The 22,862-nt window shown below is 36.9% G+C and carries 17 protein-coding genes; 13 read left to right on the top strand and 4 right to left on the bottom strand.

Annotation, left to right across the window (positions count from 1 at the left end):
- Positions 1-6: 6 nt before the first annotated feature.
- Genes hisD through A3Q33_RS05375 form a run of 4 tightly spaced genes read left to right on the top strand, consistent with a single transcriptional unit; the run spans position 7 to position 3,820 of the window.
- Positions 7-1,281, top strand: a complete 1,275-nt coding sequence (gene hisD / locus A3Q33_RS05360) for a histidinol dehydrogenase (RefSeq protein ID WP_081179056.1) — start codon at positions 7-9, stop codon at positions 1,279-1,281.
- A 3-nt stretch (positions 1,282-1,284) separates the two neighbouring features.
- Positions 1,285-2,292, top strand: coding sequence for a LacI family DNA-binding transcriptional regulator (locus A3Q33_RS05365; protein ID WP_081179057.1), 1,008 nt, complete (start codon positions 1,285-1,287; stop codon positions 2,290-2,292).
- A 15-nt stretch (positions 2,293-2,307) separates the two neighbouring features.
- Positions 2,308-3,033, top strand: coding sequence for an alpha/beta fold hydrolase (locus tag A3Q33_RS05370; protein ID WP_081179058.1), 726 nt, complete (start codon positions 2,308-2,310; stop codon positions 3,031-3,033).
- 16 nt (positions 3,034-3,049) lie between these two features.
- Positions 3,050-3,820 carry an HpcH/HpaI aldolase family protein gene (locus tag A3Q33_RS05375; protein ID WP_081179059.1) on the top strand — a complete coding sequence of 257 codons (771 nt, stop codon included), beginning with the start codon at positions 3,050-3,052 and terminating at the stop codon, positions 3,818-3,820.
- Between the two features lie 69 nt (positions 3,821-3,889).
- Here the strand turns inward: A3Q33_RS05375 and A3Q33_RS05380 are convergent, their stop codons facing one another.
- A complete protein-coding gene (locus A3Q33_RS05380) occupies positions 3,890-4,900 on the bottom strand; it encodes an ester cyclase (RefSeq protein WP_155866708.1) in 1,011 nt (336 codons plus the stop codon).
- 247 nt (positions 4,901-5,147) lie between these two features.
- On the opposite strand from A3Q33_RS05380, the gene A3Q33_RS05385 reads away from it, so the two are divergent.
- A complete protein-coding gene (locus tag A3Q33_RS05385) occupies positions 5,148-6,116 on the top strand; it encodes a nuclear transport factor 2 family protein (RefSeq protein ID WP_081179061.1) in 969 nt (322 codons plus the stop codon).
- Between the two features lie 177 nt (positions 6,117-6,293).
- Here A3Q33_RS05385 and A3Q33_RS05390 read toward each other — a convergent pair whose 3' ends face one another.
- A complete protein-coding gene (locus tag A3Q33_RS05390; RefSeq protein ID WP_081179062.1) occupies positions 6,294-7,304 on the bottom strand; it encodes a nuclear transport factor 2 family protein in 1,011 nt (336 codons plus the stop codon).
- Positions 7,305-7,545: 241 nt separating this feature from the next.
- Here A3Q33_RS05390 and A3Q33_RS05395 point away from each other — a divergent pair, with 241 nt between their 5' ends.
- From A3Q33_RS05395 to A3Q33_RS05405, 3 genes are read left to right on the top strand one after another with little or no spacing between them, the layout of a single operon-like run.
- Positions 7,546-9,156, top strand: a complete 1,611-nt coding sequence (locus tag A3Q33_RS05395; RefSeq protein ID WP_081179063.1) for a sodium:solute symporter family transporter — start codon at positions 7,546-7,548, stop codon at positions 9,154-9,156.
- A gap of 17 nt (positions 9,157-9,173) precedes the next feature.
- Positions 9,174-10,283, top strand: a complete 1,110-nt coding sequence (locus A3Q33_RS05400; protein WP_081179064.1) for a nuclear transport factor 2 family protein — start codon at positions 9,174-9,176, stop codon at positions 10,281-10,283.
- A gap of 2 nt (positions 10,284-10,285) precedes the next feature.
- The gene (locus A3Q33_RS05405) at positions 10,286-11,149 is read left to right on the top strand and encodes a hypothetical protein (protein WP_081179065.1); all 864 of its coding nucleotides are present in this window, start codon (positions 10,286-10,288) and stop codon (positions 11,147-11,149) included.
- Between the two features lie 849 nt (positions 11,150-11,998).
- Here the strand turns inward: A3Q33_RS05405 and A3Q33_RS05410 are convergent.
- Positions 11,999-14,383, bottom strand: a complete 2,385-nt coding sequence (locus A3Q33_RS05410; protein ID WP_081179066.1) for a TonB-dependent receptor — start codon at positions 14,381-14,383, stop codon at positions 11,999-12,001.
- A 783-nt stretch (positions 14,384-15,166) separates the two neighbouring features.
- The gene (gene ppiC, locus A3Q33_RS05415) at positions 15,167-15,445 is read right to left on the bottom strand and encodes a peptidylprolyl isomerase PpiC (protein WP_081179067.1); all 279 of its coding nucleotides are present in this window, start codon (positions 15,443-15,445) and stop codon (positions 15,167-15,169) included.
- Between the two features lie 284 nt (positions 15,446-15,729).
- Here ppiC and A3Q33_RS05420 point away from each other — a divergent pair, with 284 nt between their 5' ends.
- The 5 genes from A3Q33_RS05420 to A3Q33_RS05435 all read left to right on the top strand — a co-directional run bounded on the left by A3Q33_RS05420 (position 15,730) and on the right by A3Q33_RS05435 (position 22,815).
- Positions 15,730-17,001: a tyrosine-type recombinase/integrase gene (locus A3Q33_RS05420; protein ID WP_081179068.1), complete on the top strand. Its 1,272-nt coding sequence runs from the start codon at positions 15,730-15,732 to the stop codon at positions 16,999-17,001.
- A gap of 345 nt (positions 17,002-17,346) precedes the next feature.
- Positions 17,347-17,469 (top strand): hypothetical protein, encoded by a 123-nt coding sequence (locus tag A3Q33_RS20935; RefSeq protein ID WP_286160899.1) that lies wholly within the window; start codon positions 17,347-17,349, stop codon positions 17,467-17,469.
- 64 nt (positions 17,470-17,533) lie between these two features.
- On the top strand, positions 17,534-18,121 hold the full coding sequence (locus A3Q33_RS05425; protein ID WP_155866709.1) for a hypothetical protein: 588 nt from the start codon (positions 17,534-17,536) through the stop codon (positions 18,119-18,121).
- 138 nt (positions 18,122-18,259) lie between these two features.
- Positions 18,260-19,009 (top strand): hypothetical protein, encoded by a 750-nt coding sequence (locus A3Q33_RS05430; protein ID WP_081179070.1) that lies wholly within the window; start codon positions 18,260-18,262, stop codon positions 19,007-19,009.
- Positions 19,010-19,152: 143 nt separating this feature from the next.
- Positions 19,153-22,815: a hypothetical protein gene (locus A3Q33_RS05435; RefSeq protein ID WP_196798052.1), complete on the top strand. Its 3,663-nt coding sequence runs from the start codon at positions 19,153-19,155 to the stop codon at positions 22,813-22,815.
- Positions 22,816-22,862 lie beyond the last annotated feature (47 nt).

Genomic DNA, 22,862 nt, shown 5'->3' on the forward strand with positions numbered 1-22,862 from the left:
ATTGAAATGATTAAATACCTAAAAAAAGGCAAGCAAGAAGAAGAAAAAAAAGACTTCTTACAATCAGTTAAGACAACAGTAGAGAATATTCTTGAAGATATTGAACAAGATGGTGATAAAGCTGTTGCAAAATACTCTGAAACCTTCGATAAATGGAATCCGAAGTCATTCAGACTAACAGAAGAAGAAATTAAAGCCTGTTATGAAGAACTCGATGACAGTGTTATTGAAGATATTAAATGGGCACAAACGCAAGTGCGTAATTTTGCTCAAATTCAACGCGACTCAATGAAAGACGTTGAAGTAGAAACATTACCTGGCGTTATACTCGGCCACAAACATATACCAATGGAAAGTGTTGGCTGTTATGTGCCAGGTGGTAAATACCCATTAGTTGCATCTGCACACATGAGTGTTGTTACCGCTAAAGTTGCTGGTGTAAAACGTGTTATTGCTGCGGCGCCACCATTTAATGGCAAACCATCACCTGCAATTGTTGTTGCAATGGATTTAGCCGGCGCTGACGAAATATATTGTTTTGGTGGCGTACAAGCGATAGCGGCTATGGCTATTGGCACAGAAACAATTGCCCCTGTTGATATGATTGTTGGTCCAGGCAACGCTTTTGTTGCTGAAGCAAAACGCCAACTATTTGGTCGTGTAGGTATTGATTTATTTGCTGGTCCAACAGAAACATTAGTTATTGCCGATGAAAGTGTTGATGGCGAATTATGTGCTGCCGACCTACTAGGTCAAGCTGAGCATGGCCCTACATCGCCTGCCATATTATTGACTAATAGTGAGAAATTGGCACGCGATACTATGGCCGAAGTTGAAAGACAGTTAACTATTTTACCAACGGCAGAAGTTGCCGGTGCCGCATGGAAAGATCACGGTGAAGTTATTGTTTGTGATACCTACGAAGAAATGGTTCAAGTTGCTAACGACTTAGCTTTTGAACACGTACAAATAATGACTGAAAACATTCCATATTTTAAAGAGAATATGCGTAACTTTGGTGCCCTATTCTTAGGCCCAGAAACAAACGTTTCTTATGGTGACAAGTGTATTGGCACAAACCATACGCTTCCAACTCGTAAGGCAGCACGTTATACTGGCGGGTTATGGGTTGGTAAGTTTATTAAAACCTGTACATTTCAGAGCGCTACAAAAGAAGCATCGGTTGTTGTGGGTGAATATTGCTCAAGACTTTGTGCTGTTGAAGGGTTTGCTGGTCATAAGGAGCAAGCCGATATTCGTTTAAGAAGATATAAAGGGTAAACATTGACTAAAACTAAAAAAGTTACTTCTTATGATGTCGCTCGCGAAGCGGGCGTATCACAATCAGCTGTTTCTCGCGTATTTAGACCGGGCTTAAGTGTCTCGGCAAAAACTCGCGAGAAGGTAACGGCCGTAGCCAATAAAATGGGTTATCGACCTAATGCAATCGCGAGAATGCTGATTACTAAACAGTCTGGAATGGTGGCTGTTATCGTTTCGTCACGTGCGAACGTTAACTACCCTGAAGTACTTTCGCAAGTCAGCAAACAACTTGCGGCTCGTAATAAACGAGTTTTATTATTTACCTTAGATGACGCTGAGGGTGTAGATGAGTTATTTGAACAAATCTGGACCTTCCAAGTTGATGGCGTTATCGCACTTGCTGCTCATTTTGAAAGCCAACGTTTGGCACAATTTGAGCAACATAAAATACCCGTAGTGCTCTATAACCGTAATGTTCCTGATGCCTCAACCAATACCGTTTGTTGTAATCATGAGCAAGGCATTAAACAACTGCTTGCCGAATTAAAATTAAACAATCCTAAATCCTATTTAGTCCTTTCAGGCCCTGAAGATTCAGATGTTGCCAACGAACGTCGCGAAATTGCCCTTGATTTACTGCGAAAATCAGGTGAAGAAAATGTTCCTGTGCTTTATGGCGACTATTCGTATCAATCAGGCAGAGACTGTATTGCCCAATGGTTGAAGAAAAACCCTGCGCCAGATGCTGTAATTTGCAGTAATGATACGATGGCTATTGGCGTAATTGACGAAATAAGAGAAAATCACAACATTCATATTCCAAACGATATGTCTGTTGTAGGATTTGATGGAATAGCTTCATCATTTTGGCAAAGTTACCAAATTACAACGGTTAAGCAACCGCTAGAACAACTGGTAAAAGCAGCTGTAGACATGTTAATAGAACACATTGAAAACCCTGATTCGCCACCTGAAGCTCGTGTATTAACGGGCACCTTAATCAAAGGAAATTCAGTAAAGCGACCTTAACTAGGTTATGTTGTTATGTCCTCTTTGCCCATTTTAATTTTACCCGGCACCTTATGCACAGGTGCTATGTTTAGTCATCAAATAGCACAACTCAATCAATATTGTCATCAGATATCAGTTGTACAATTTACTGATGAAGCTACCTTGCCAGCAATGGCAGCGACCGTAATAAAGGCAACAGGTGATCAGCCATGCGCTATTATTGGTTTTTCAATGGGTGGCATTGTTGCTGCTCAAGTAGCTAAAACCCACCCTCACCTTATTGCTAAGCTCGCGTTAATTAATTCTAATTGCCATGCTGATCTTCCTGAAAGAAAAGCTGGCAGAGTTGAACATATTAAACAAGCCAATGCTGGGCAGCTTAGGCTATTGATCGAAAATACATTTATGCCTAACTACCTTTACCAACAAAAAGCAGAATACCAAAAAATTATTCTAGATATGGCTTTATCACTTGGTGAAAAATGCTTTTCTGCACAAGCAATGGCAATAGAAGATCGCCCAGACACGCTTAATGTTCTACAAAGCCTTAAGGCGAACATACTTATTATAAGTGGTCTACAAGATAAAATATGCCCGGTTGAACATCAATTGCTAATGCATAAAGCACTACCCAACAGCGAATTGTTATTACTAGAGCAATGCGCTCATTTCTCGCCTTTAGAGCAAGCAGAGAAAGTATCGCAAGCATTAATCCAATGGTATTCATTGCCGTTAACTCAACAACAAAAAACCAGTTAAACATTAGGGATAAAAAATGAATTTTAAACAGGCATTAGCGACAAAGTCCCCCTTACTCGGCACATATATCAAAACCCCACATTTTCATAACGCCGAAGTATTAGCCCATACAAATTTAGACGTTTTATGTTTAGATGCTGAACATGCACCATTCGACAGAGCAGATTTAGACACTTGTGTATTAGCCGCTAAATCAAAACAAAAGCCGGTAATTATTCGCATACCCGACAGTGAAAATGCCACTATTTTAAATGCCTTAGATCTAGGCGCTGACGGTATCGTAATTCCGCATGTATTAAATGCCGAACATGCTAAACGCATAGTGAAAAAGTGCTTTTATGGGCCTGACGGTAGAGGGTATGCAGGTTCAACACGCTTTGCTGGTTACACTACTCATAAATTGCCCGACAACTTAGCCGCCAATAAAAATGGAACTTGCGTAATTGCGCAAATTGAAGACTTAGAGGCCGTAGACGACATTGAGGCTATTTGCCAAGTCGAAGGCATTGATTGCATTTTTATTGGCAGAATGGATTTAACGGTAGCGTTACAACAAACAGATCCTAGCCACCCTGATGTAATAACAGCCGTTGAAAAAGTTGTTGCAGCTGCTAAGAAGTACAACAAAAACTGCGGTATGTTTGTCGGTAATTTGGCTGAGCTTCCTCATTGGATAAAATCAGGTGTGAGTTTGTTTTTATTAGGCTCTGATCATAGTTTTTTACTTAATGGCGCTAATCAATTGCAGCAGAGCTTTGAAAGCTCAATAGCAAAGTCAGCAGAATAAAACCTTAAACATCTCTTTATAGTATGAATAAATAAAGCCCTTTCGGGCTTTATTTATTCATAGAAAGAATTAGCAACGAGCTTTATTAAACTCTTTCATTCTACCTAATACATCAACGCCAAGCTGATGATAAACGTGTAGTAAATCAACCAATACCCAATTTTCTCGTATTAGCCCTTTCTCACAGCGCCAGAAATCTAAGCTACGCATTGTAATTTTTTGATTTGATGGCGCAATACCAAGCCAGCCATCGCCACTTACTTTCATTTGCATACCGGGCCAGGCGGTAAATCCAACATATTCGCCATCGGCAAATAAATAGCCTTTTCCAACATCGCCAACACGATTAGGCATACCATTTAAAAACGGTATTTGATGCCAATTTCTAAAACCTTTAATACCACGACCTGTGCCGATACCTGAAGGACCATACCAACTACATCTTGGATGCCAATATTTTTCTAGTTGCATTGCTTCAACACCACCAAGCGCATAATTACCTAATGAATTACACATATCACCAACAAGCTTGCAGCTCAGATTAGCCTTTAGATCGTCATTTTCTATCTTTAAACCATCTTGTGTTGCGGGTGCGGGTACATGCCACTCTCTTCCCAAGCTCGGTGCCATTGGCCATGCTTTGGCTTGCATCATAACTTCAGGTATATCCCACAGCGCCTGCATTTCAATGACAACACCGTTTTCTATTCGATAAAATTCATGAAAACGCATCACCACTTGATGTCCTGTTGCCGGAATATCTAACCAACTTTTTTCAAAGCTGCCCGTATAATATCCACAACAACCTACCCAAGTACTGCCATCTTCAGCAGATCCTGCCATAACAATAGTTTCGCGGCGCTCAAGATCGGGAATGGCGTGCTTTAGCGGTTTATAAGCATCTTCATATAAACTGTTTGGTCCAGCTAAAGTTTCAAAAGGATAACAAAGTTGTATCTTAGCTTTAGGTGAAAAAACCGTTTTAATCGCCGACTTAACCGCCTCTTCATCGTAATCATATAAAGCTAGACTTAAAGGCTTTATTACACTTTTACTTGCGTTACGTAAATCCTGAGACACATTTATTCTCCTATGTTAAATACAACCTATTCTATTAATACCAATAGATTATTTATTCTTTTATCGCACTAAACCATTCTCAACAGTTATTGGGTTTTCGACGTAGATATTTTTTATGTTAAAGCGCTAAATAAAGTCTTTAATGAACTTTTTATATTCTTACACTAAAACAAGTGACTTCGAAGTCACTCGATGATAACCTCATAAAAAAGTAATTCAAGTAAAACTTATTTTAGTGGAGAAAAATATGTTAACGGTTATTGACAAGTTATATCATCAACTCAAATTATCCCCTGCTAACATTGAACAATATGTTCATGGCGATGTTGCTTGGCGTGTAAGCGCGCCCATTAATGACTTATTGGGTTCAGCTGAAGTAATAAGCAAGTTTTGGCAACCCCTAGTGACTGCCTTACCCGATATAGAACGTAAACCATTTATTAATATTCAAAGCGAATATAACGATAAAGAATGGATTGCAAGTACCGGGTATTTTGTTGGCACATTAAGCCAACCGCTTTGGGGAATTCCAGCGAACAATAAAACCTTATATTTACGCTATACCGAGCTGGTTGAGCTAGAAGATAACAAAATTAAGCAGTGCTTTATTATTGTAGATTTTCTTGATGCAATGAACCAAGTTGGCGTTAATCCACTAAGAAAAAGTTTAGGCCATAGTGGCTTAATTATGCCACCAAGCACAATGGACGGCATATTAAGAGATAAAACTCCCGCACAAGCTGCGAAAAAGTCTGAACAGTTAATACTTGATATGCTTGATGAATTAGGCCGATTCGACGGTAAATCACTATCAAGCATGAAGTTAGAGAACTTTTGGCACCCAGATTTTATGTGGTACGGCCCAGCGGGTATTGGAACTACTCGCGGCATTGAGGGCTTCAGAAGAGATCACCAAGGGCCTTTCGTTTTTAGCTTTCCAGACAGAGATGTCGACCATAAAGCTACCTTAGTATCTGACGGTAACTATGTCGCAACAGGTGGTTGGCCTCATATGCATGGTACGCATAGCGTAGGAGGTTGGTTAGGCTTACCGCCTTGTAATAAACAGCTATCGTTACGTGTAATGGATATTTGGCGCCGTGAAGGTGATTTACTTAAAGAAAACTGGGTTGCAATTGATATTATTGATATGTGCATGCAAATGGGTCTAGATGTATTTGCTATGATGAAAGAACAATTAGGTGATAATGCTTAACTATTGATTAATCAATGAATACTAGTTTTATCAATAAAAAAGGAAGCTTACTAGGCTTCCTTTTTTAATATCTTCGATTCATGTGAGCTATTTATTAGAGCTATGCGTTAAACCTATAAACTAGATCACTAAATTAGTGCACTAATAACACTTATTAATTAAGCCCATATACCTAGCTTAACTCGGGTTATTAATTTTGCGACTACGCTCTAAAATATCTAAACCTTGCTGCTTTAACCAATAAGGAATATCGATTAACACCCAGTTTTCCATCAATTTATCACCCTCTCGACGATAAACATCAACCACTCGCATGTCAGCTCTAATATCTCCCCCGGGTAAACCTAAAAAGCCACCAATAGGTGTACTACTTAAATTTGGCCAACCAAAGAAACAGGCGTAATTGCCTTCTGCATAACGACAAATATGACCATTAAACACTTTATCTTTTAGCCCTTGCCTAAATGGGTACGAATGCTGCTCTTGAAATTTAGGGATAGTATAAGTTGCCCCAATACCCGCAGGACCATACCACACCATATCCTTAGCCCATGTTTTTTCTAAAATTTCAGGCGGATAAGTATCGTTGCCTGTTTGATTAAGTTGAGACAAATCATCAATCATTTGATTGAGTACAGCCATAGTTTTCTCAGCTTCTGCTGGGGCTTTATCGTCTAATTGAATGCCATCATGAGTTCGAGGGCCAGGATAAATAAATGAATGGCCTGTTGCTTGTGGTAAAGGATTAATACCCACTTGATGCATAACACTAATAATGTCACAGAAAAAACCAGCACGAACAATTTTTCCGTTTTCTATACAGTTAAAGTCAGCGTAGCGCACCATAGCAACTCGCCCAGAGCGTGGTATGCCTAACCAGTCATTATCAAACTGCACCATAAAGTGCCCCATACTGGTAACCCAATTAGCACCATCGTTACCACTAACACCGGCCATAAACACATCTTGTCTGCGCTGAATATTTTTAAAGGCATGCATAAAAGGTTGCCAAAACACTTCATTAATCGCCTGTGGCCCTTTTTGTTCGTTAAATGGATGTACGCCATACCATTGACAATCACTACTCATATATTGAGTCAAAACATCGCCAACCGTTTCCGCTGAAGCCTGCTCTAATGCTTGGTAGTACTCCAGTATCAAGTTTTTATTTTTTTGTTCGTTTGTCATCATTAGCCTCAAATATCAGTACTGTTATAAATTTATAAAATTACACTTTAATTAGCCAGTTATATACCCGTATGTTTATAAATGTTCAGACCAATTCTAGAGTAAGCCTTAATTTATTACCTATTTTTTAGATAATATCTGCTTTCATATTATTTTAAACAATGCTATGTTTAAATGACTTCGAAGTCAACGATGAATAATGAACAAAAAAAGACTTCTGTAAAAATAGAGAGAGATAGATATGACAGAGTTTGGAACGCTTAATTGGACTATTTTAATTGTTTATATTTTGGCAAACCTACTATTAGGTTTTGTTATCAGTAAAAAAGTCAGCACCGCTGATGATTTCTATCTAGGACAAAAAACAACCCCTTGGTGGGCTATCGGCATTTCGGTTATTGCCACCTATGTTAGCGCCATGACATTTTTAGGTGCGCCGGCGTGGGCATACAAAGATGGCTTGTCAGTTATTGCGATACACCTGAATTATCCACTCGTTATTATCGCCGTTATTACCTTCTTCTTTCCATTTTTCTACAACGCTGGTGTTGCTTCAATATACGAATACCAAGAAAAGCGTTTTGGTAAGAAAGCTCGCGCTTTAGTCTCGGGTATTTGGTTAATATCGCAAACAATGAGCTCTGCTGCCGTGCTTTATGCTACCTCAATTGTTTTAAGTTATATCACAGGTATTCCAGAAATAACCTCGATTATCATTGTAACGATTATTGCGCTTGTCTATACCGTAATGGGTGGAATAACCGCGGTAATTTGGACCGATGTAATTCAATCGGGCATATTATTAATTGGTGCCGGCATTATTATGTATGCATTAATAGATAGTAGTACCACCCCGGTAATGGAAAGCCTTGCTCAATTAAAAGCCCAAGGAAAAACCAACCCACTTAACTTTGATTTCGATTTCAGTAACGTAACAACGGTTTGGTCGGGTATTTTAGCGATGACGCTTTATCATATTACCGTTTATGGTACTAACCAGATGATGGTTCAGCGTACCTTAGCGGCTAAAAACATTGGTGATGCGAAAAAATCTTACTTATTAATGGGTTTCTTAGCCTTCTTTGTTTATTTCTTCTTTATTATCATGGGTATATTGTTCTACAACTATTACGAAGGTAAAACTTTTGAGAATGAAAATACTATAATTTTAGAGTTTGCTTCTCAGTATGGTATGCCAGGCTTAATGGGTATTATTGCTGCAGCTGTTATGGCGGCGTCAATGTCGAGTTTAGACTCCGCATTCAACTCATTATCTACAGTTTCAACCCTCGATTTTTATAAAAAATACTATAAGCCAAATGAATCAGATAAACATTATTTGAATGTCTCTCGTGTATTCACTATTTTTTGGGCCGCTATTATCATTTTCCCTGCCATTATGTATCACCTGCATAGTACGGGTTCTATTTTAGAAGTGCTGAGTAAAGTTGGTTCTTATTTTGTAGGTGCGCAATTAGGTATGTTTGGTTTAGGTTTTTTCTCTAAACATGCGACAGAGCGTGGTTTATTAGTAGGTACATTTGTTGGTGTTTTAGCGGTAGCTTACGCCGCTATTTATACCGATATTGCATGGCCTTGGTACGCCGCTATTGGTGCATTTGTCAATGTTATAGTAACCATTATTGCCAGTATTGCGATTGATGGAAAACAAAAAGATTACTCTCCATATACCGTTAAAGGTCAAATCAAAGCATTTGCCGATAGTGGTGCTGCAGAAAAAGAAAACGGCTGGTATTTAGTTCCAGGTAAAGTAGACAAAGTATGTTATTCACTATTTGGTTTCTTTATTTTCACACTAGTATTTCTGTTCTCTTTTGAACTATTTATTTAACAAAACGAGTTAATATTATGAGTTTTAAACTAGATAACAACATCACACAGGTTCATTGGCAGCCTTTAACTAAGCTGTTAGACCCAACAGGTGCAAAGCAACAAACACTCGCGGGATTTGATGACGAATTCGTTGATATTGTTGATTATATTATTCGTATAACCCATCGTATTTGGGAGCAGAAAAATGTTGGCCTGTGCTATAAATATTACAGTGATATTTGCCCTGTTTTCACTTTAGGAGCTTACTCAGAATGCGTTGAGCAAGTTGTTCAAGGTACCTTAAAAACCATAGCGGCCTTCCCAGACAGAAGCCTTATTGGTGAAAATGTAATTTGGAAAGAAGAAAGCGATGGTACTTATTATTCATCGCACCTAATCACCAGTATCATGACGAATACCGGAAACTCTGATTTTGGTTTATCTACAGATAAAACGGGTCGAGTTACCACAATTGCTGATTGTGTTTGTTTTGAAAACCAAATAGTTAAAGAGTGGCTGGTAAGAGATAATAGTTTCCTGATTAGCCAGTTGGGCATTGACTTAATTGATGCCGCTATTAATTTCTCAGCGCTACAACCTAATGATACATTTAACGAATGGTATCAAAGTGAATATAACCGAGTCGTTAATACTGAGCATAGAAAAGAGCTTGAGTGCATAAGCAACAATTGGACTACCGATAACTTTGTGCAAGCTTGGGCACAAACCTTATTCAACCAAAAGCAGTTCTCTACATTAACGCAGTTTTATCATGTAGCCGCATCACACCAATGGCCAGGTGGTCGTCAATCGACGGGGCTTGCACAAATTAGTGGTACGCTTATTCAATGGTTATCACAATGTCCTAATGCCAAAATGACCGTGGACCACACGGCCGTTGTAGGCTTCGACGATAACACTATAGATATCGCTATTAGATGGTCTGTTGCCGGTAACTTTAACCCTCATATTGGCCGTTTAGCGCAATTAAAAGGTCAACGTTATTTTGTTTTAGGTTGTACTCATCTGCGAGTAAAAAACCAAAAAATAATAAAAGAAGTTACCGTTTTTGACGAAATTGCTTTATACGCCAATATTATTCGTGAGTCTGGCTGCACTCTCCCTTTATTAGCGCAAGGATCATAGTTATGTTTAATCAACTTATCGAGTTATACACCAAGGGTGATTTAGCGCAATTATCCGCTAATATTCTCCATAGCACAGCTTGGAAACAACATGACTTTACCGCATATGGAAATATGCAAATCGAGAAGTTATGGCTTAAAAGTATTGAGCAATTTGGGTTTTTAACCGTAACCGAACGCCAAGAAATTCAAGGTGAGCAGTTTTCAGCACTTTATATCGAATTGTCAGACCAAGTTAAGAATGAAAAGGTCTCTATTGCCTTTTTCTTTGAGCATAATAATTTACATATTAAAAAGTTACACTGCATTGTAGATACGTTAGCTTTGGCAAAGTTATTACAGCAAGATGTTGCTACTATTATTCAAGCATTACCGGCGTCAGATCCCTTATTACTCAGCCAATTTGACCATCAATTACATCCTAAAAGCTATCATGCTACACCTGATGACATTACTGAGTTACCAGTTAGCTTGAGAAGTACAGTGAATAAATGGTGGAATATATGGCAAGAAAAGCAACTCGCTAACTTCGATAAAATCTATCACAGTAATGCCATAGTAACACTGGCAGGGTTCGGTAAAAATGAAGGTTTTAATCAGCTAAGAAGCTTCCATTTAAAGCTACATAACAGAATGAATCGCAGTTATTGCCAATTAGAAAACATAGCCTTTGATGAAGCGAAAAACTCAGTCGCTATTAAGTGGCATGTTGATGGCGACTATATTGATAATGGGGTTATTAAGCGCATTAGACTACCGTTTATTTCCATTCTTACTATCAATGAAGAGCTTGTAGTAAAAGAATACTTACAAGCTGACTGGCTAGCACTTTGTAAACAATACAAAGTGAATTATCCCTTTGTTTAACTAATAATTAAATTCTATCTGAGCTGAAGTAAAACACTACCTCAGCGCTTTAAACATTAAGTTACCTTAGCTAATAGCTTAGGTAACTTTTTTATTATCCCAACCATAAAAATCACCCTACTTTTACATCACAAGCTCCAAACCTAAAGCGTATACACAAGCTGCATAGAGCACTTAGTATGCTAAGGTAATCCACTCTTTTGATCCCCCTTTAAAGTAGTGTAAATTAATGCCTATTAAAATAAGTTACTCAAAACTGAGGTTTTAAGACAAGCACTCTCAGGCCGAATAGCACAATCAATTAGATAAAGTCTTAATAGCGACTATTAATACCAATTGAAATAAATAATCGATCATTTTAAGGCGGTTTAAATCGTCAATAACTGCGTTGTTTTCAATCCCAATAGCCCGCTATTACTCAATCAAACGCCTTATTCTTGAACAATTTATCCTCGCTTAAAATTGGTCAATAACTTATTACATTTGGTATAAGGCATTTTACTAGCTTATATTACGTGTATTCGGTGAATTTAATGTAGCCTGTACTGAATAATAGCAGCCCTTGGTCATAGTCAAAAATACTTCTAAGCTAACGATTAAAATAGCCTTTCAGTTAATCATTTACCTAATCATTGACCTAGCCTTTAACCTTCCTCCTAATCTGGTACATAAAGTTACAGCGTAACTAAATATCCAAGGGTATTAGGCCGTATATACTCAAGCCACTTGAATCCTGCATCTTCAAGTAGCTTGGGTATATAAACTACTTAATGCATCTATTTTTTAGACATAAAAAAACCGTAGAAGCATCTACGGTTTTAAATTTAAGCTTTAATAAACTTTGGCAAATTAAAAGGTATATTTAAGACTAGCACCCCAAGTTCGAGGATCATTCCAGTTAGCTTGTACTGAGTTTATTGGTTTTGCATCAACAAGTTGAGAATGCACAACTGCGCGCGTTAACACTTCTTCATCGGTTAAGTTTTTAACAAAGAAGTCCACTTTAACATCATCGTTAATTAACCAGGTTAATCGTGCGTCGATAATGGCATGGGCATCAACTTTAGTTTCAGGAGTATTAACATCAAAAGCATAATACTCGTCTGAATAAGTTACTTGAATATGCGGAATTAACGCACCGCCGTTACTTAAGCCAAACTCATAGTTTGCCGCTAAGCCAACCGTGTATTCTGGTGCCATTGCAGGAGCCCAGCCAGCAAAACTAAATTGGCTGTTATTATCATTAATATCCTGACGACCTTCAAAGTTACCTAATCCTAATAACGGACGTAATTGATCATTACCAACTGCGTAATCATCCGTGAACTCAGCATCTAACCAGGTAAAAGTACCTGTAACCGCTAAATTATCGATAGGGTACCATTGCATATCAAGCTCAATACCTTTGGTATCAATACCACCACCATTTTCATAATATTCAAAGCTTTGTGTTGCTCCAGCTTCTACACACTCTAAAACAGTATCTGTAGAGGTAATGTCGCTACAAGCAACAGCAAATAGTTGAGCTTTTACATCATCATATTCATTAACAAAAGCAGATATATTTAGACGCATGTCACCATCAAGCAATGTGCTTTTCATACCTATTTCATATGACATAACTTCTTCATTGTCATAAAGAGGATCAGCACCACGGGAAACAACTCGACTATCGTTTGCCCCACCCGTTCTTATGCCTGTAGCAGCAGACGCATATAACATTACATCGTCAGTTTGATCAAATTCAATTGCCGCTTTCCACAATACTGCTGAGTCATCCCAATCTGGAATTGTATCGCCGGTAAATGACTTTTCATCTTTGTTATAACGTAAACCACCCACTAAACGTAAATCGTCAGACAGTTCATAACGTAGTTGTCCGAAAACTGCAATTGAGTCAGAAGTATGAGGGTCATGATCTGGGTTACCCCAACTAGGGACAACAATTGAATCTGCTACACCATTGCCAGTAGTATCAGTACTTGACAACCATTCCCAATCAGCTTCTTGATCGAAATAATATAAGCCTGCAATCCACTGCAGTGGACCTTCATGATTTGATGAAACTTGTAACTCTGTTGAAATTGTTTTCTGATCATCTTGGCGACCAAAACCGCCAACAAAATCTAAACCACCATCGCTGTAATCGTTATCATAAAACTGCTTACCGCTTAGCTCTGAATAGTTAGATGTCCATTTAAAGTCAGCTACATCGGTGTACCACTCTAAAATAGCAGTTGCAGAAAATGCCTCTTGTTTATCTAGCGACATTGCATTTCGATATACATCATAAGGACCTGTATCATTATGCTCTACATCGTCTCGCTGATAAATATGGCCCGGAGTTACGGTTGCATTAGGATTGTAAACACCTGGACTAGTTTCAGTAAGTGAGTAACCAGCAATTTGTTGATAACCCCAAATAGCTTCAGAGTTAGCGTCTTTTTTCGAGTAGTCTAATCTAAAAGTTGCATTAAAATTATCACTCGGTTCATAACGCGTTATAGAACGCGCATAAAATGAATTTTTTTCACGTAAGTCATCAGAAGGGCCATCTATAACATGATTTTTGATATAACCATCATGTCTATCTGAAGCAACAACGATTCGAGTTGCTAAGTCATCCGCTAAAGGAATGTTCAATACACCTTCATAGGCACTGCGATTATATGCGCCCGTAGTTATTTTAATGTTACCTTCAATTTCATCCATATTAGGACGATTAGTAATAACGTTTATACTACCTGCAAAGGTATTGCGACCATACAAAGTACCTTGCGGGCCACGCAATACTTCAATGCGTTCAATATCGACAAAAGCACCCATGCCTGCAGTTGTTGTCGGTACATAAATACCATCTTGGAAAATACCAACAATTTGTTCAGCAATACCAGTACCAGCAACACCCACTTCATTCGTTCTAGCACCACGCATGGCAGGTCTAACTTCGCCACCTGAACTACCTACTTTTAAACCCGGAATAACCTGTTGTAAGCCTGATATATCAATAATTCCTGCGCGTTCGACGTCATCAGCCCCTAATGCAGTAATAGAAGAAGACACCTCTTGAAGATCTTGTGATTGACGGTTAGCTGTAACCATTATTCGTTCAATTTTATCAGTGGCTTTCGTGCTTTTTTCTTCTGCTGCAATTGCAGATTGGCTTATACATGCATTGACAATAGCTAATGCAATAACCGATTTAACAAGCTTTTTTGATGTAACTGGCTTCATGGTAAATCCCCTTCCTTCATTTAAAGAATTAAATGTTTATATTATTTTATATGTGAATTAATGTTGCTTAAATAATCTTCATTTACATATTTGTACTTCGAAACCATTTTAATGTCAACAGCAAATGGATAAGGTGAATATTTTTCAACTATAATTTATTTATCAATTTGAGTTATCTTACTTAAAAGTTAATGACTCAGGATAACAGTTCAGCAAAACAAAAAACAAACAAAAACGATTAATTACAAGTAATTAAAAAACATAAAAGATAGAAAAACAAACTGACCTACATCGTTAAAATTAAATTAATCAGATAAATAAAGGTAAAAAACATAATGAAAATAAAAATGACTGCGAAGTAACTATTGGGTTGGTTTTTAATATTTATGCTTAGCAACGATTACACATATAAGGAAAATACCTCATTTGTTATTTCTCCTAAAAAGATTGTTAAATTTAGATGAAAGACATAGCAATGGTTAACAGTATCTGGGTATCTGTGGGGTCAGGTTCTGAGGAAATATCAACAATGAGCATAGAGCAGAAATTAAGGCTAACTAATTACTGGCTTGCGTTGAATGCATGAAATAAGTACTTACAATTACAGTCATTACCAATAAAAATTCCACACAGCAATGATTCGAATAAATCATAAAATAATGAGGTCTATTACTAGGTACTGTGTTTAGTGAGACTTTATCCATTTACGGCAACACTTTAAATACAATATTAGAATACATAGTCGAGCTGATGCGCGTTCAACTGGTAATATTTAAAAATAAACTAAGTCCTATAAAGCACTTTAATAACATGCCAACCAAATTTAGTTTTAACGAGGTGAGGCTCTAATATTGCACCACTAAATGCTACTTTATCAAACTGAGGTACCATTTGACCGCGTTTAAATTCGCCCAAATCACCCCCTTTTTTACCTGAAGGACAAGTGGAGTGCTTCTTAGCTAAGGTTTGAAACTTAGCTCCTTTACCTAACTGTTTAATAATATCTTCTGCAATTTCTTTGTGCTTAACCAAGATGTGAAGTGCGTGCGCTGTAGCTGCCATGTAAAAGCCTTTTTAAAACTATTTGATAAACACGCATATTATAGCGGTTTATGAATTAACTTTTTTAATATAATCTTTTAAGCATAAAAAAGCCCCGACTCTTTCGAATCAGGGCTTTATAAATGATGGTACCAGCGGTCGGACTCGAACCGACACGTCTTTCGACAGGGGATTTTGAACAGAGCACGTGTAAAACGAACATTTAAAATCAATAACTTAAAATGATTTTTTTACACTTTGCAAAAACTTTGCAAATGCAACTTTGAATTGTCATACTAGATTTTATGACTACTCAAATCGAAAGACACGACATTCAAGACGGATTATACGTCTATCTTCAAAACAACAGCAAACGCTGGTATTGCCGATTTGTGCTTTATCGAAAGTGGTACTCTAAAGCCACAAAAGAAAAAGACCTACATAAAGCGATTGCCCGTGCTCACATGATTTATATGGAGTACAAAGTAAAAGCTAAAAACAATCTATTAGTTGATAGCAAACGATTCAAAGATGTTGCAGCTAGGACTATCGATAAGTTAGAGAACGAACTAGAACACGGCGGTGGTAAAGTTAGCTACCGTGATTATATCCAAGCACTAAACAAATATCATATCCCCTACTTCGACCGAATGTACATAACGTCAATTGATCAAGACAAAATACGTGAGTTTAATAAATGGCGTATCGAACAATTTGGGCGTATTCCTGCTAAATCAACCATTCTTACCCACAATGCAGGTCTGAATATGGTGTTCAAAGAGGCCATTGAAAACAAGTGGATGATTGCAGCTCAAGTACCAATTCTAACATCAAAAGGTGAAAGCGGTAAACGACGAGCTGCATTCTCTGAAGATGAATACGATAAGGTTTTTGATACGCTTCTTAATATGATTGATAACAGCCGTAAAGAAAAAACAAAATTAATAAGAGAGCTGTTACTTAACTATATTGAATTTGCAGTTTTCACTGGCATTCGTCCCGGCACTGAAATGGAAGGCATCACTTGGGGGGATATTGAAATGGCTCGCCAAGACAATAATGTACGTTTCAAAGTTAAAGTTAGAAAAGGTAAAACGAGTAAGCATACGGGAACCCGAACTGTTATTTGCCGTGATCAAATTTGGAGCACCTTAGAAACATTACGTGAACGATTTCCAAATAGAAAACCAAAAGATAAATTATTTAGATTAGCAGATGGTGAGGAAACCAAAGAGCTTGGCGTTACCTTCAGGAAAGTACTTGATGCTTGTGATTTGAAAGAATCTCCTGATGGAGTTAGAACACTTTACTCATTACGCCATTCTTACATTACTTGGCAATTGCTACGTCGTGATTTACGGATCGATATATTAGCCAAGCAATGTGGTACAAGTACCGCAATGATCGAGCAACACTATAGTCATGTTGTGCCGAGCATGTTTGAAGAAGAACTCTCTGGGGTTAAGTTTAAGAAGGAAGATAAAAAGGTTCGGCACATGAATAAGAAATCATTAGATAAACAAATAGAACAATTCAAAGGTTGGGAAGCTGAGTATAAGAAACGCGGTTGTATATAATGTAATTCTTAAGGCAAAGTATTATAGGTAATCTACAAACGCAAAACAGGATGGCGGAGCGAGGAGAAACATATGGAAAGATGGGATAAAAGTTGGCATCGTTTAAAATTCTGGACTGATTTTAGTGCAAAGTCAGAAAGGCTTACTGTTCAGGTTTTATTATCTGATGGATATTCAAATATAGAACCATCACACCCTAATGGTGATTCATATTCGACCATTTGAACTAGCTTTTATAAAACTTAATAAATTGGAAAGTAAAGCTACATTCAAATGGGAAGAGAAAAGAGACTGATATTTAGGGCTATATCAGGCTATTGATAATAACTAAAAGGATTAGTATAAATGGAGACTCAACAAATTAAAAAAGAACAAAAACAAATTAACTTTATAAAACTTGCTGCTTTTTTTCTTAGTGGAATAGGTTTTATTGCCGCAACTTTTCATTATATTGGTCATGGTTTTTAAAGGTCGCTTGCAAACAATCGGGCTCGGTAACGTCCAATTTGAATTAAATTCTCATGAAGCTCTTATGCAAGCTAAACTAGCACTAGAAATATTAGAAAAGCATCTCATTGAATTATTTACTGAATTTTTAGCTATGCCTTGGTATGCGTTCGTATTCATATTATTCTATTTTGCTTTACTAATGTTTATATTGAGAAAATCTTCAAACAATTCTAAACCAAGTAGTAGGTTTAACTTCCTAATTAATGGGTCTATGAAATATCTGACAGGAAGCATAAGTATCTTATGTGTCATTATAGTTTCGTTGCCAATGCTTGCTCTTATTTTTCAATTTATTGCTAATTTTCTATCTGTTGGAGAATTCGCTGGCAGGAAACAAGGACTGAATGATATAGCTCAAAAAGTCTGTATCAACATTGAAGATTATAATGGAGGTTCAAAAATCATACCCGGTTGTTCGGAGTACGTTGACATAAAAGGAACAATCCACAAAGGAACTGTGCTAAGAAGTAATGATCGACATACAATTATGATAACCAATACCGAAAGCATTCTATTCTCTCCTGACAAAAGTATTCTTTTGTGCTCCCCGATAATTAACTTAATAAACGAAGAAAATAAAAATAACTGCCCGAAAAAGAAAGAGCTCTAATAAGAAATACTTCTATACGACTAAAAGTGATCAATGGTATATAAATCAATCATCATTCATTACTTGCATTGGTAATTAGCATGGTTAGGTGCATAATGACTATCTAATAAATTATTCTCAATAAATTATAGGTTTAGCTTGTTTTCTTCAAATACCAAACTCTCGATTATTCTAACTTTGCTTTTTGTTTCTTCCGCGATTATTTGGTTTGCATTTCCAAAGTACAATTTAGAGCCTTGGATAGTTTTGATAACAGCAGTAATTGCGGTGGAAAGACTTTATCACTCGCATTTCAAACTCAAAATAAAACAATTGTTCACCAAAAAACAAAATTATATATTTTTAAATTCAGACAAAAAAATCAATGCGCTTGAAGGTTCATTTGACGATTTTTCTAACGGTGTAACATTAAAACTAAATGACCAATCACTTTTAAACACTCCTACAGAAATTAGAATTTTTTTTAATCAAATAGGTTTAGATATGAAGGCCTATTTTACTAATAAGCTAACTGTTAAACCATTGTTTAAATTTGATATTGGCTATTACAATGGAAAAGAATATAGAGCAGAAAAAATAACAAATAACTATTTCATTCTCCAATACGATATCGATAATGACGGTATAGATGAATTTATTTTTGGTGTAATCGATAACTGCGATATACAAATCAATATTTTGAAATACCACCCTCCACTTAGAGAGGAAGATGTAGTTAGAAAAGCTAACTGGACAATATTAGCAAACATAACAGCTGAAGCAATAAGGTGTACATCACCAAAAATAGAAATCAAAGATAACACAATTAAAATTGATAGGTGTATTCGTGGTTTTTATTATAAATGGATATTTACAAACCCCGAGGTCGTTGACGTTAGTAATATTTAACTGAATTGAAGAATTAAAACAAACTGAATATATAAAATTATCATTACCCTTAAGGGCTAAACATGCGAGTAACAGCTAATCAAATTGAAGTATGGGCGAACACAAGAGACTCCCAAGCAGAGTTACCATTATTAGTGCGACGCTTGATTTTTGCATCAGCAAGCCTTACTGAGCTTGCAGTGCCTGCTGGGGACTCAATCTATAGACCTGGATGGGATGGTTACATTAATGCCATTTCAAAAGTACCTTGGGTTCCCAGCGGTATTTCTTGTTGGGAGATTGGGTGCAATAAATCAATTAAGGCAAAAGCCGAAGAAGATTTCAATAAGAGAGTTAAAGGGCTTCCTAAAGAGTTTAGAGTAAAACATACCTATGTTTTTGTAACCCCTCGCAGGTGGCACAAAAAAAATGAATGGTTAGAAGAAAAAAGAAAGCTATGTGATTGGAAGCAAGTTTGTATAATTGATGCTGATGATATAGAAGCATGGTTAGAGCAAGCCCCATCGGTAGCTCTTGAATTCAGCGAGCAACTTGGATTGTCTGGAGATGGTATTGAATCAATTAATAGATATTGGAACAATTGGAGTGAACAATCCAGAATTCCAATAACGGTTAAAGCTATGCTGGCTGAGCGAGAACTGGCTCAAAAGGAGCTTATAACTCAGATTGAAAATAATAAGTCAATTGTTACTGTTGAAGCCGATAGTCGAGAAGAAGCTACAGCATTTGCATGCGCGGCTTTGTTAGAGCATAGCATTAACGCACAGGTTATTTGCATAACAGCAAAAATAGGTTGGCGATTTGTTGACGTAAACCCCCACATAAATATAGTTGTTTGTAGTGAACCAGAATCTGCAAAAACAATAAGTCCTAAAGCAGGGCAAACACTCATTGTACCTATATGTCACGGTGATAATCTAAATAGGAATGCAAATACCGAATCATGTGTTTCAATACCAAGAATAACGCCATCTCAATTTGAAAAAACTCTTATCGACCTTGGTGAAGAAGAGAGTGATGCAAAACGTTATTCAACTTCAATTGGTCGCTCATGGTCAGTTTATAGAAGAACAACAGCTAAAAATCCACTTGTTGCGTCTCCATCTTGGTTAATGAATATTGATTTTGAATGTCTTTCCGTTTTAATGCTTGTAGGTGCTTGGAACTCGAACAGTACAGGTGACAAAGCAGTTGTAGAGTCAATGTCAGGTTTGCCATATGAGAAATTTGAGCAACAGCTTCGTCAAATTGTGGGACTAGATGATTCCCCAATTATTCAAATTGGAAGTGTTTGGAAAGCTAAATCCCCATTGGAACTTGTTTACCTTATCGCACCTAAGTTATCGGCAGACACCATAAGGCGTTTTCTTAAACTTGTTGAGGCTATTTTCATCAAACCAGATCCATCTCTAGAACTTGAAGAAAAAGATCGGTTTATGGCTTCTATTTATGGAAAAGTACGTGAACAATCAGGGATTATATTAGACTCAATTGTAAACTCATTAGGTAAGCTAAAGGTATATGCGGAAACTAATTGCGACCCTATTTCAACAGAAATTAATTTGGGCGTAGAAAATCTTATACATGAGTTGTTTTATTGTGCAGAAGAAGAAAGGTGGTTGTCGTTGGCTGATTACTTACCTGAGTTTTCTGAAGCTTCACCTAGCACGTTTTTAAAATGTATAGAAGCTAGTTTAAACACTAATGTTCAACCAGTTAAAGTTCTAATAAAAAGGACAACTGGTGCAGGAATGAACAGTAAATGTTGGCATTCAGGGTTACTTTGGGCACTTGAAGTTATTGCTTGGAACCCCAGTAAATTCTCTAGAGTTACTCAAATACTTGCTGAGCTTGATAACACACCAACAGAAAGTACTTGGGCTAATACTCCATTTTCAACATTGGTATCATTTTTCAGAGTCCATTGGCCTCAAACATTGGCTACTTCCGAGCAAAAAATTGCAATATTGAAGAGGTTAATTAAAACCCATGAAAATATAGCATGGCGCTTATGCCTTGCATTAATGCCAAGTCACGGTGGCAGCATATGTATGAATAATGCTCGTCCTAAGTGGCGAGGTGATGATGCAGGAAGTGAAGCAGAACGAGGAAAGTATTATCCTCATTATTTATCTGAAATCGGTAGGGTTAATTTGGATTTGGCAAATAAAAATCCAACTCGAATTTCTGAATTGATTGATTATATAGATAATTTTGAAGGTGATTATAGAGAAGAGCTATTAACTCAAATTGAAAATGCAGTTAATTTTGATGATCAAGGCAAAGAGGTAGTACTCGGAAAGCTTAGAAAACATCTTAGCTTTCATAACACCGATGATATAGATACTTTCACTGATATAGAAAGGTTAACTTTAGCCTACAAAGCTATCATCCCAGATAACTTAATTATTAAAAATAGATGGCTTTTTACAGAAAGTTGGGTTGAATTACCAGAAGGTGAACGAAGTGATTATAAGAAAAATCAAGAGCTAGTAGCAAAATATCGAGCGGATGCTGTTGAACAGATTTTTGAAGAATTAAGTGAAAATGGAATTATACAGCTTAAAAATAGTTCTAGTGATAAATGGCTTGTAGGTAAGTATGTAACGGAGGGACAATTAGGTACTAATGTTAAGTTGTTAATGAACTTCACCGTAAAAGAGTTTATTAAGGATGGTAAACAGTTTAATGATCCCTTTTTAGATGGTGTTATAAGTTGCCTAGCTTATAGGGATATAGAAGTATTGCTCAACTTATTGCCTGAAACCATAGCTAATTTCAATCTTGATACTCCTTGTTATACGTCCTTACTGTCTTGTTTACCACCCAAGTTAGAAGTTCTTAATTTTATTGAAACCCTCCCCCAAGAGATCGCCAATAACTATTGGCAAATAATAAAGTTCAATCATAGGTTAAATGAAGCTGAAAGAGAGGTTATATTAGATAAGTTCATACTTTTTAAAAGATATAGGTCAGCTTTTTCTCTAATCAAAGATGATTATAAGGAAGCTCCTGCGAAACTTGTTTATGATATTTTGAAAAACATACTGCATGTCGATGAACCAAATGCCGAATTGCCTAATTCTCATTGGTTATTTAAAGCTATTGAGTATATTCAGACAAGCGATGTATGTAGTCGTTTAGAGCTTGCTTTACTGGAATTCGGATATTTTCCACTGTATCACAAGCCTGATTACATACCTCCTAATCTTAAAGAAGAGCTATTACATAACCCATCACTTTTTGTTGAACTAATTTGTTATTGCTATAAAAAAGAAGGAAAATACTCTGTTGAAAAAGATATAACATCGAATAAGAATACTGCTGAACTTTCTTGGAAAGTTATTCATTATGGCAGGGGTACTCCGGGCTTAACTGAGGATGGTACTGTAAATGAAATAGCATTTAATGACTGGATAGAGAAAGTACGGCGTAAGGCTAAAGAGTTTGATAGAGAAACTATGACGGATCAAACGATTGGTCAATGGCTTACTAAGTGCCCAGAAGAAGAAGAAGGAATATGGCCTTGTTATCCTGTTTGCGAGCTATTGGAGAAAGCTTATGCAGATGAAATAAGAAGTTGTTTCAAAATGGGGGTTAGAAATAATAGGGGTGTAACAACGAAATCTTATGGTGAACGTGGCACACAAGAAATAAAATTGGCGACCATATACCGTAACTATGCAGATAAAGTACATGTTACTTATCCCCTCACGGCCGATATGTTAGAACAAATTGCGCTTTCTTATGAACAAGAAGCGAAGCAAGAAGACGATAGAGCGTCAATTAATATTGAAATAGACTAGTAACTTTACCTGTAGTAGATATTTATTCGATGCATATCAGTCAACTA

Source organism: Colwellia sp. PAMC 21821, assembly GCF_002077175.1.
In the GTDB taxonomy this organism is placed as follows: domain Bacteria; phylum Pseudomonadota; class Gammaproteobacteria; order Enterobacterales; family Alteromonadaceae; genus Cognaticolwellia.

Coding starts and splice junctions, on each gene's coding strand:
- hisD (WP_081179056.1), top strand. CDS start 7: ATGATTAAATACCTAAAAAAAGGCAAGCAAGAAGAAGAAAAAAAAGAC.
- A3Q33_RS05370 (WP_081179058.1), top strand. CDS start 2,308: ATGTCCTCTTTGCCCATTTTAATTTTACCCGGCACCTTATGCACAGGT.
- A3Q33_RS05375 (WP_081179059.1), top strand. CDS start 3,050: ATGAATTTTAAACAGGCATTAGCGACAAAGTCCCCCTTACTCGGCACA.
- A3Q33_RS05385 (WP_081179061.1), top strand. CDS start 5,148: ATGTTAACGGTTATTGACAAGTTATATCATCAACTCAAATTATCCCCT.
- A3Q33_RS05390 (WP_081179062.1), bottom strand. CDS start 7,304: ATGACAAACGAACAAAAAAATAAAAACTTGATACTGGAGTACTACCAA.
- A3Q33_RS05395 (WP_081179063.1), top strand. CDS start 7,546: ATGACAGAGTTTGGAACGCTTAATTGGACTATTTTAATTGTTTATATT.
- A3Q33_RS05400 (WP_081179064.1), top strand. CDS start 9,174: ATGAGTTTTAAACTAGATAACAACATCACACAGGTTCATTGGCAGCCT.
- A3Q33_RS05405 (WP_081179065.1), top strand. CDS start 10,286: ATGTTTAATCAACTTATCGAGTTATACACCAAGGGTGATTTAGCGCAA.
- A3Q33_RS05410 (WP_081179066.1), bottom strand. CDS start 14,383: ATGAAGCCAGTTACATCAAAAAAGCTTGTTAAATCGGTTATTGCATTA.
- ppiC (WP_081179067.1), bottom strand. CDS start 15,445: ATGGCAGCTACAGCGCACGCACTTCACATCTTGGTTAAGCACAAAGAA.
- A3Q33_RS05420 (WP_081179068.1), top strand. CDS start 15,730: ATGACTACTCAAATCGAAAGACACGACATTCAAGACGGATTATACGTC.
- A3Q33_RS20935 (WP_286160899.1), top strand. CDS start 17,347: ATGGAGACTCAACAAATTAAAAAAGAACAAAAACAAATTAACTTTATA.
- A3Q33_RS05425 (WP_155866709.1), top strand. CDS start 17,534: ATGCAAGCTAAACTAGCACTAGAAATATTAGAAAAGCATCTCATTGAA.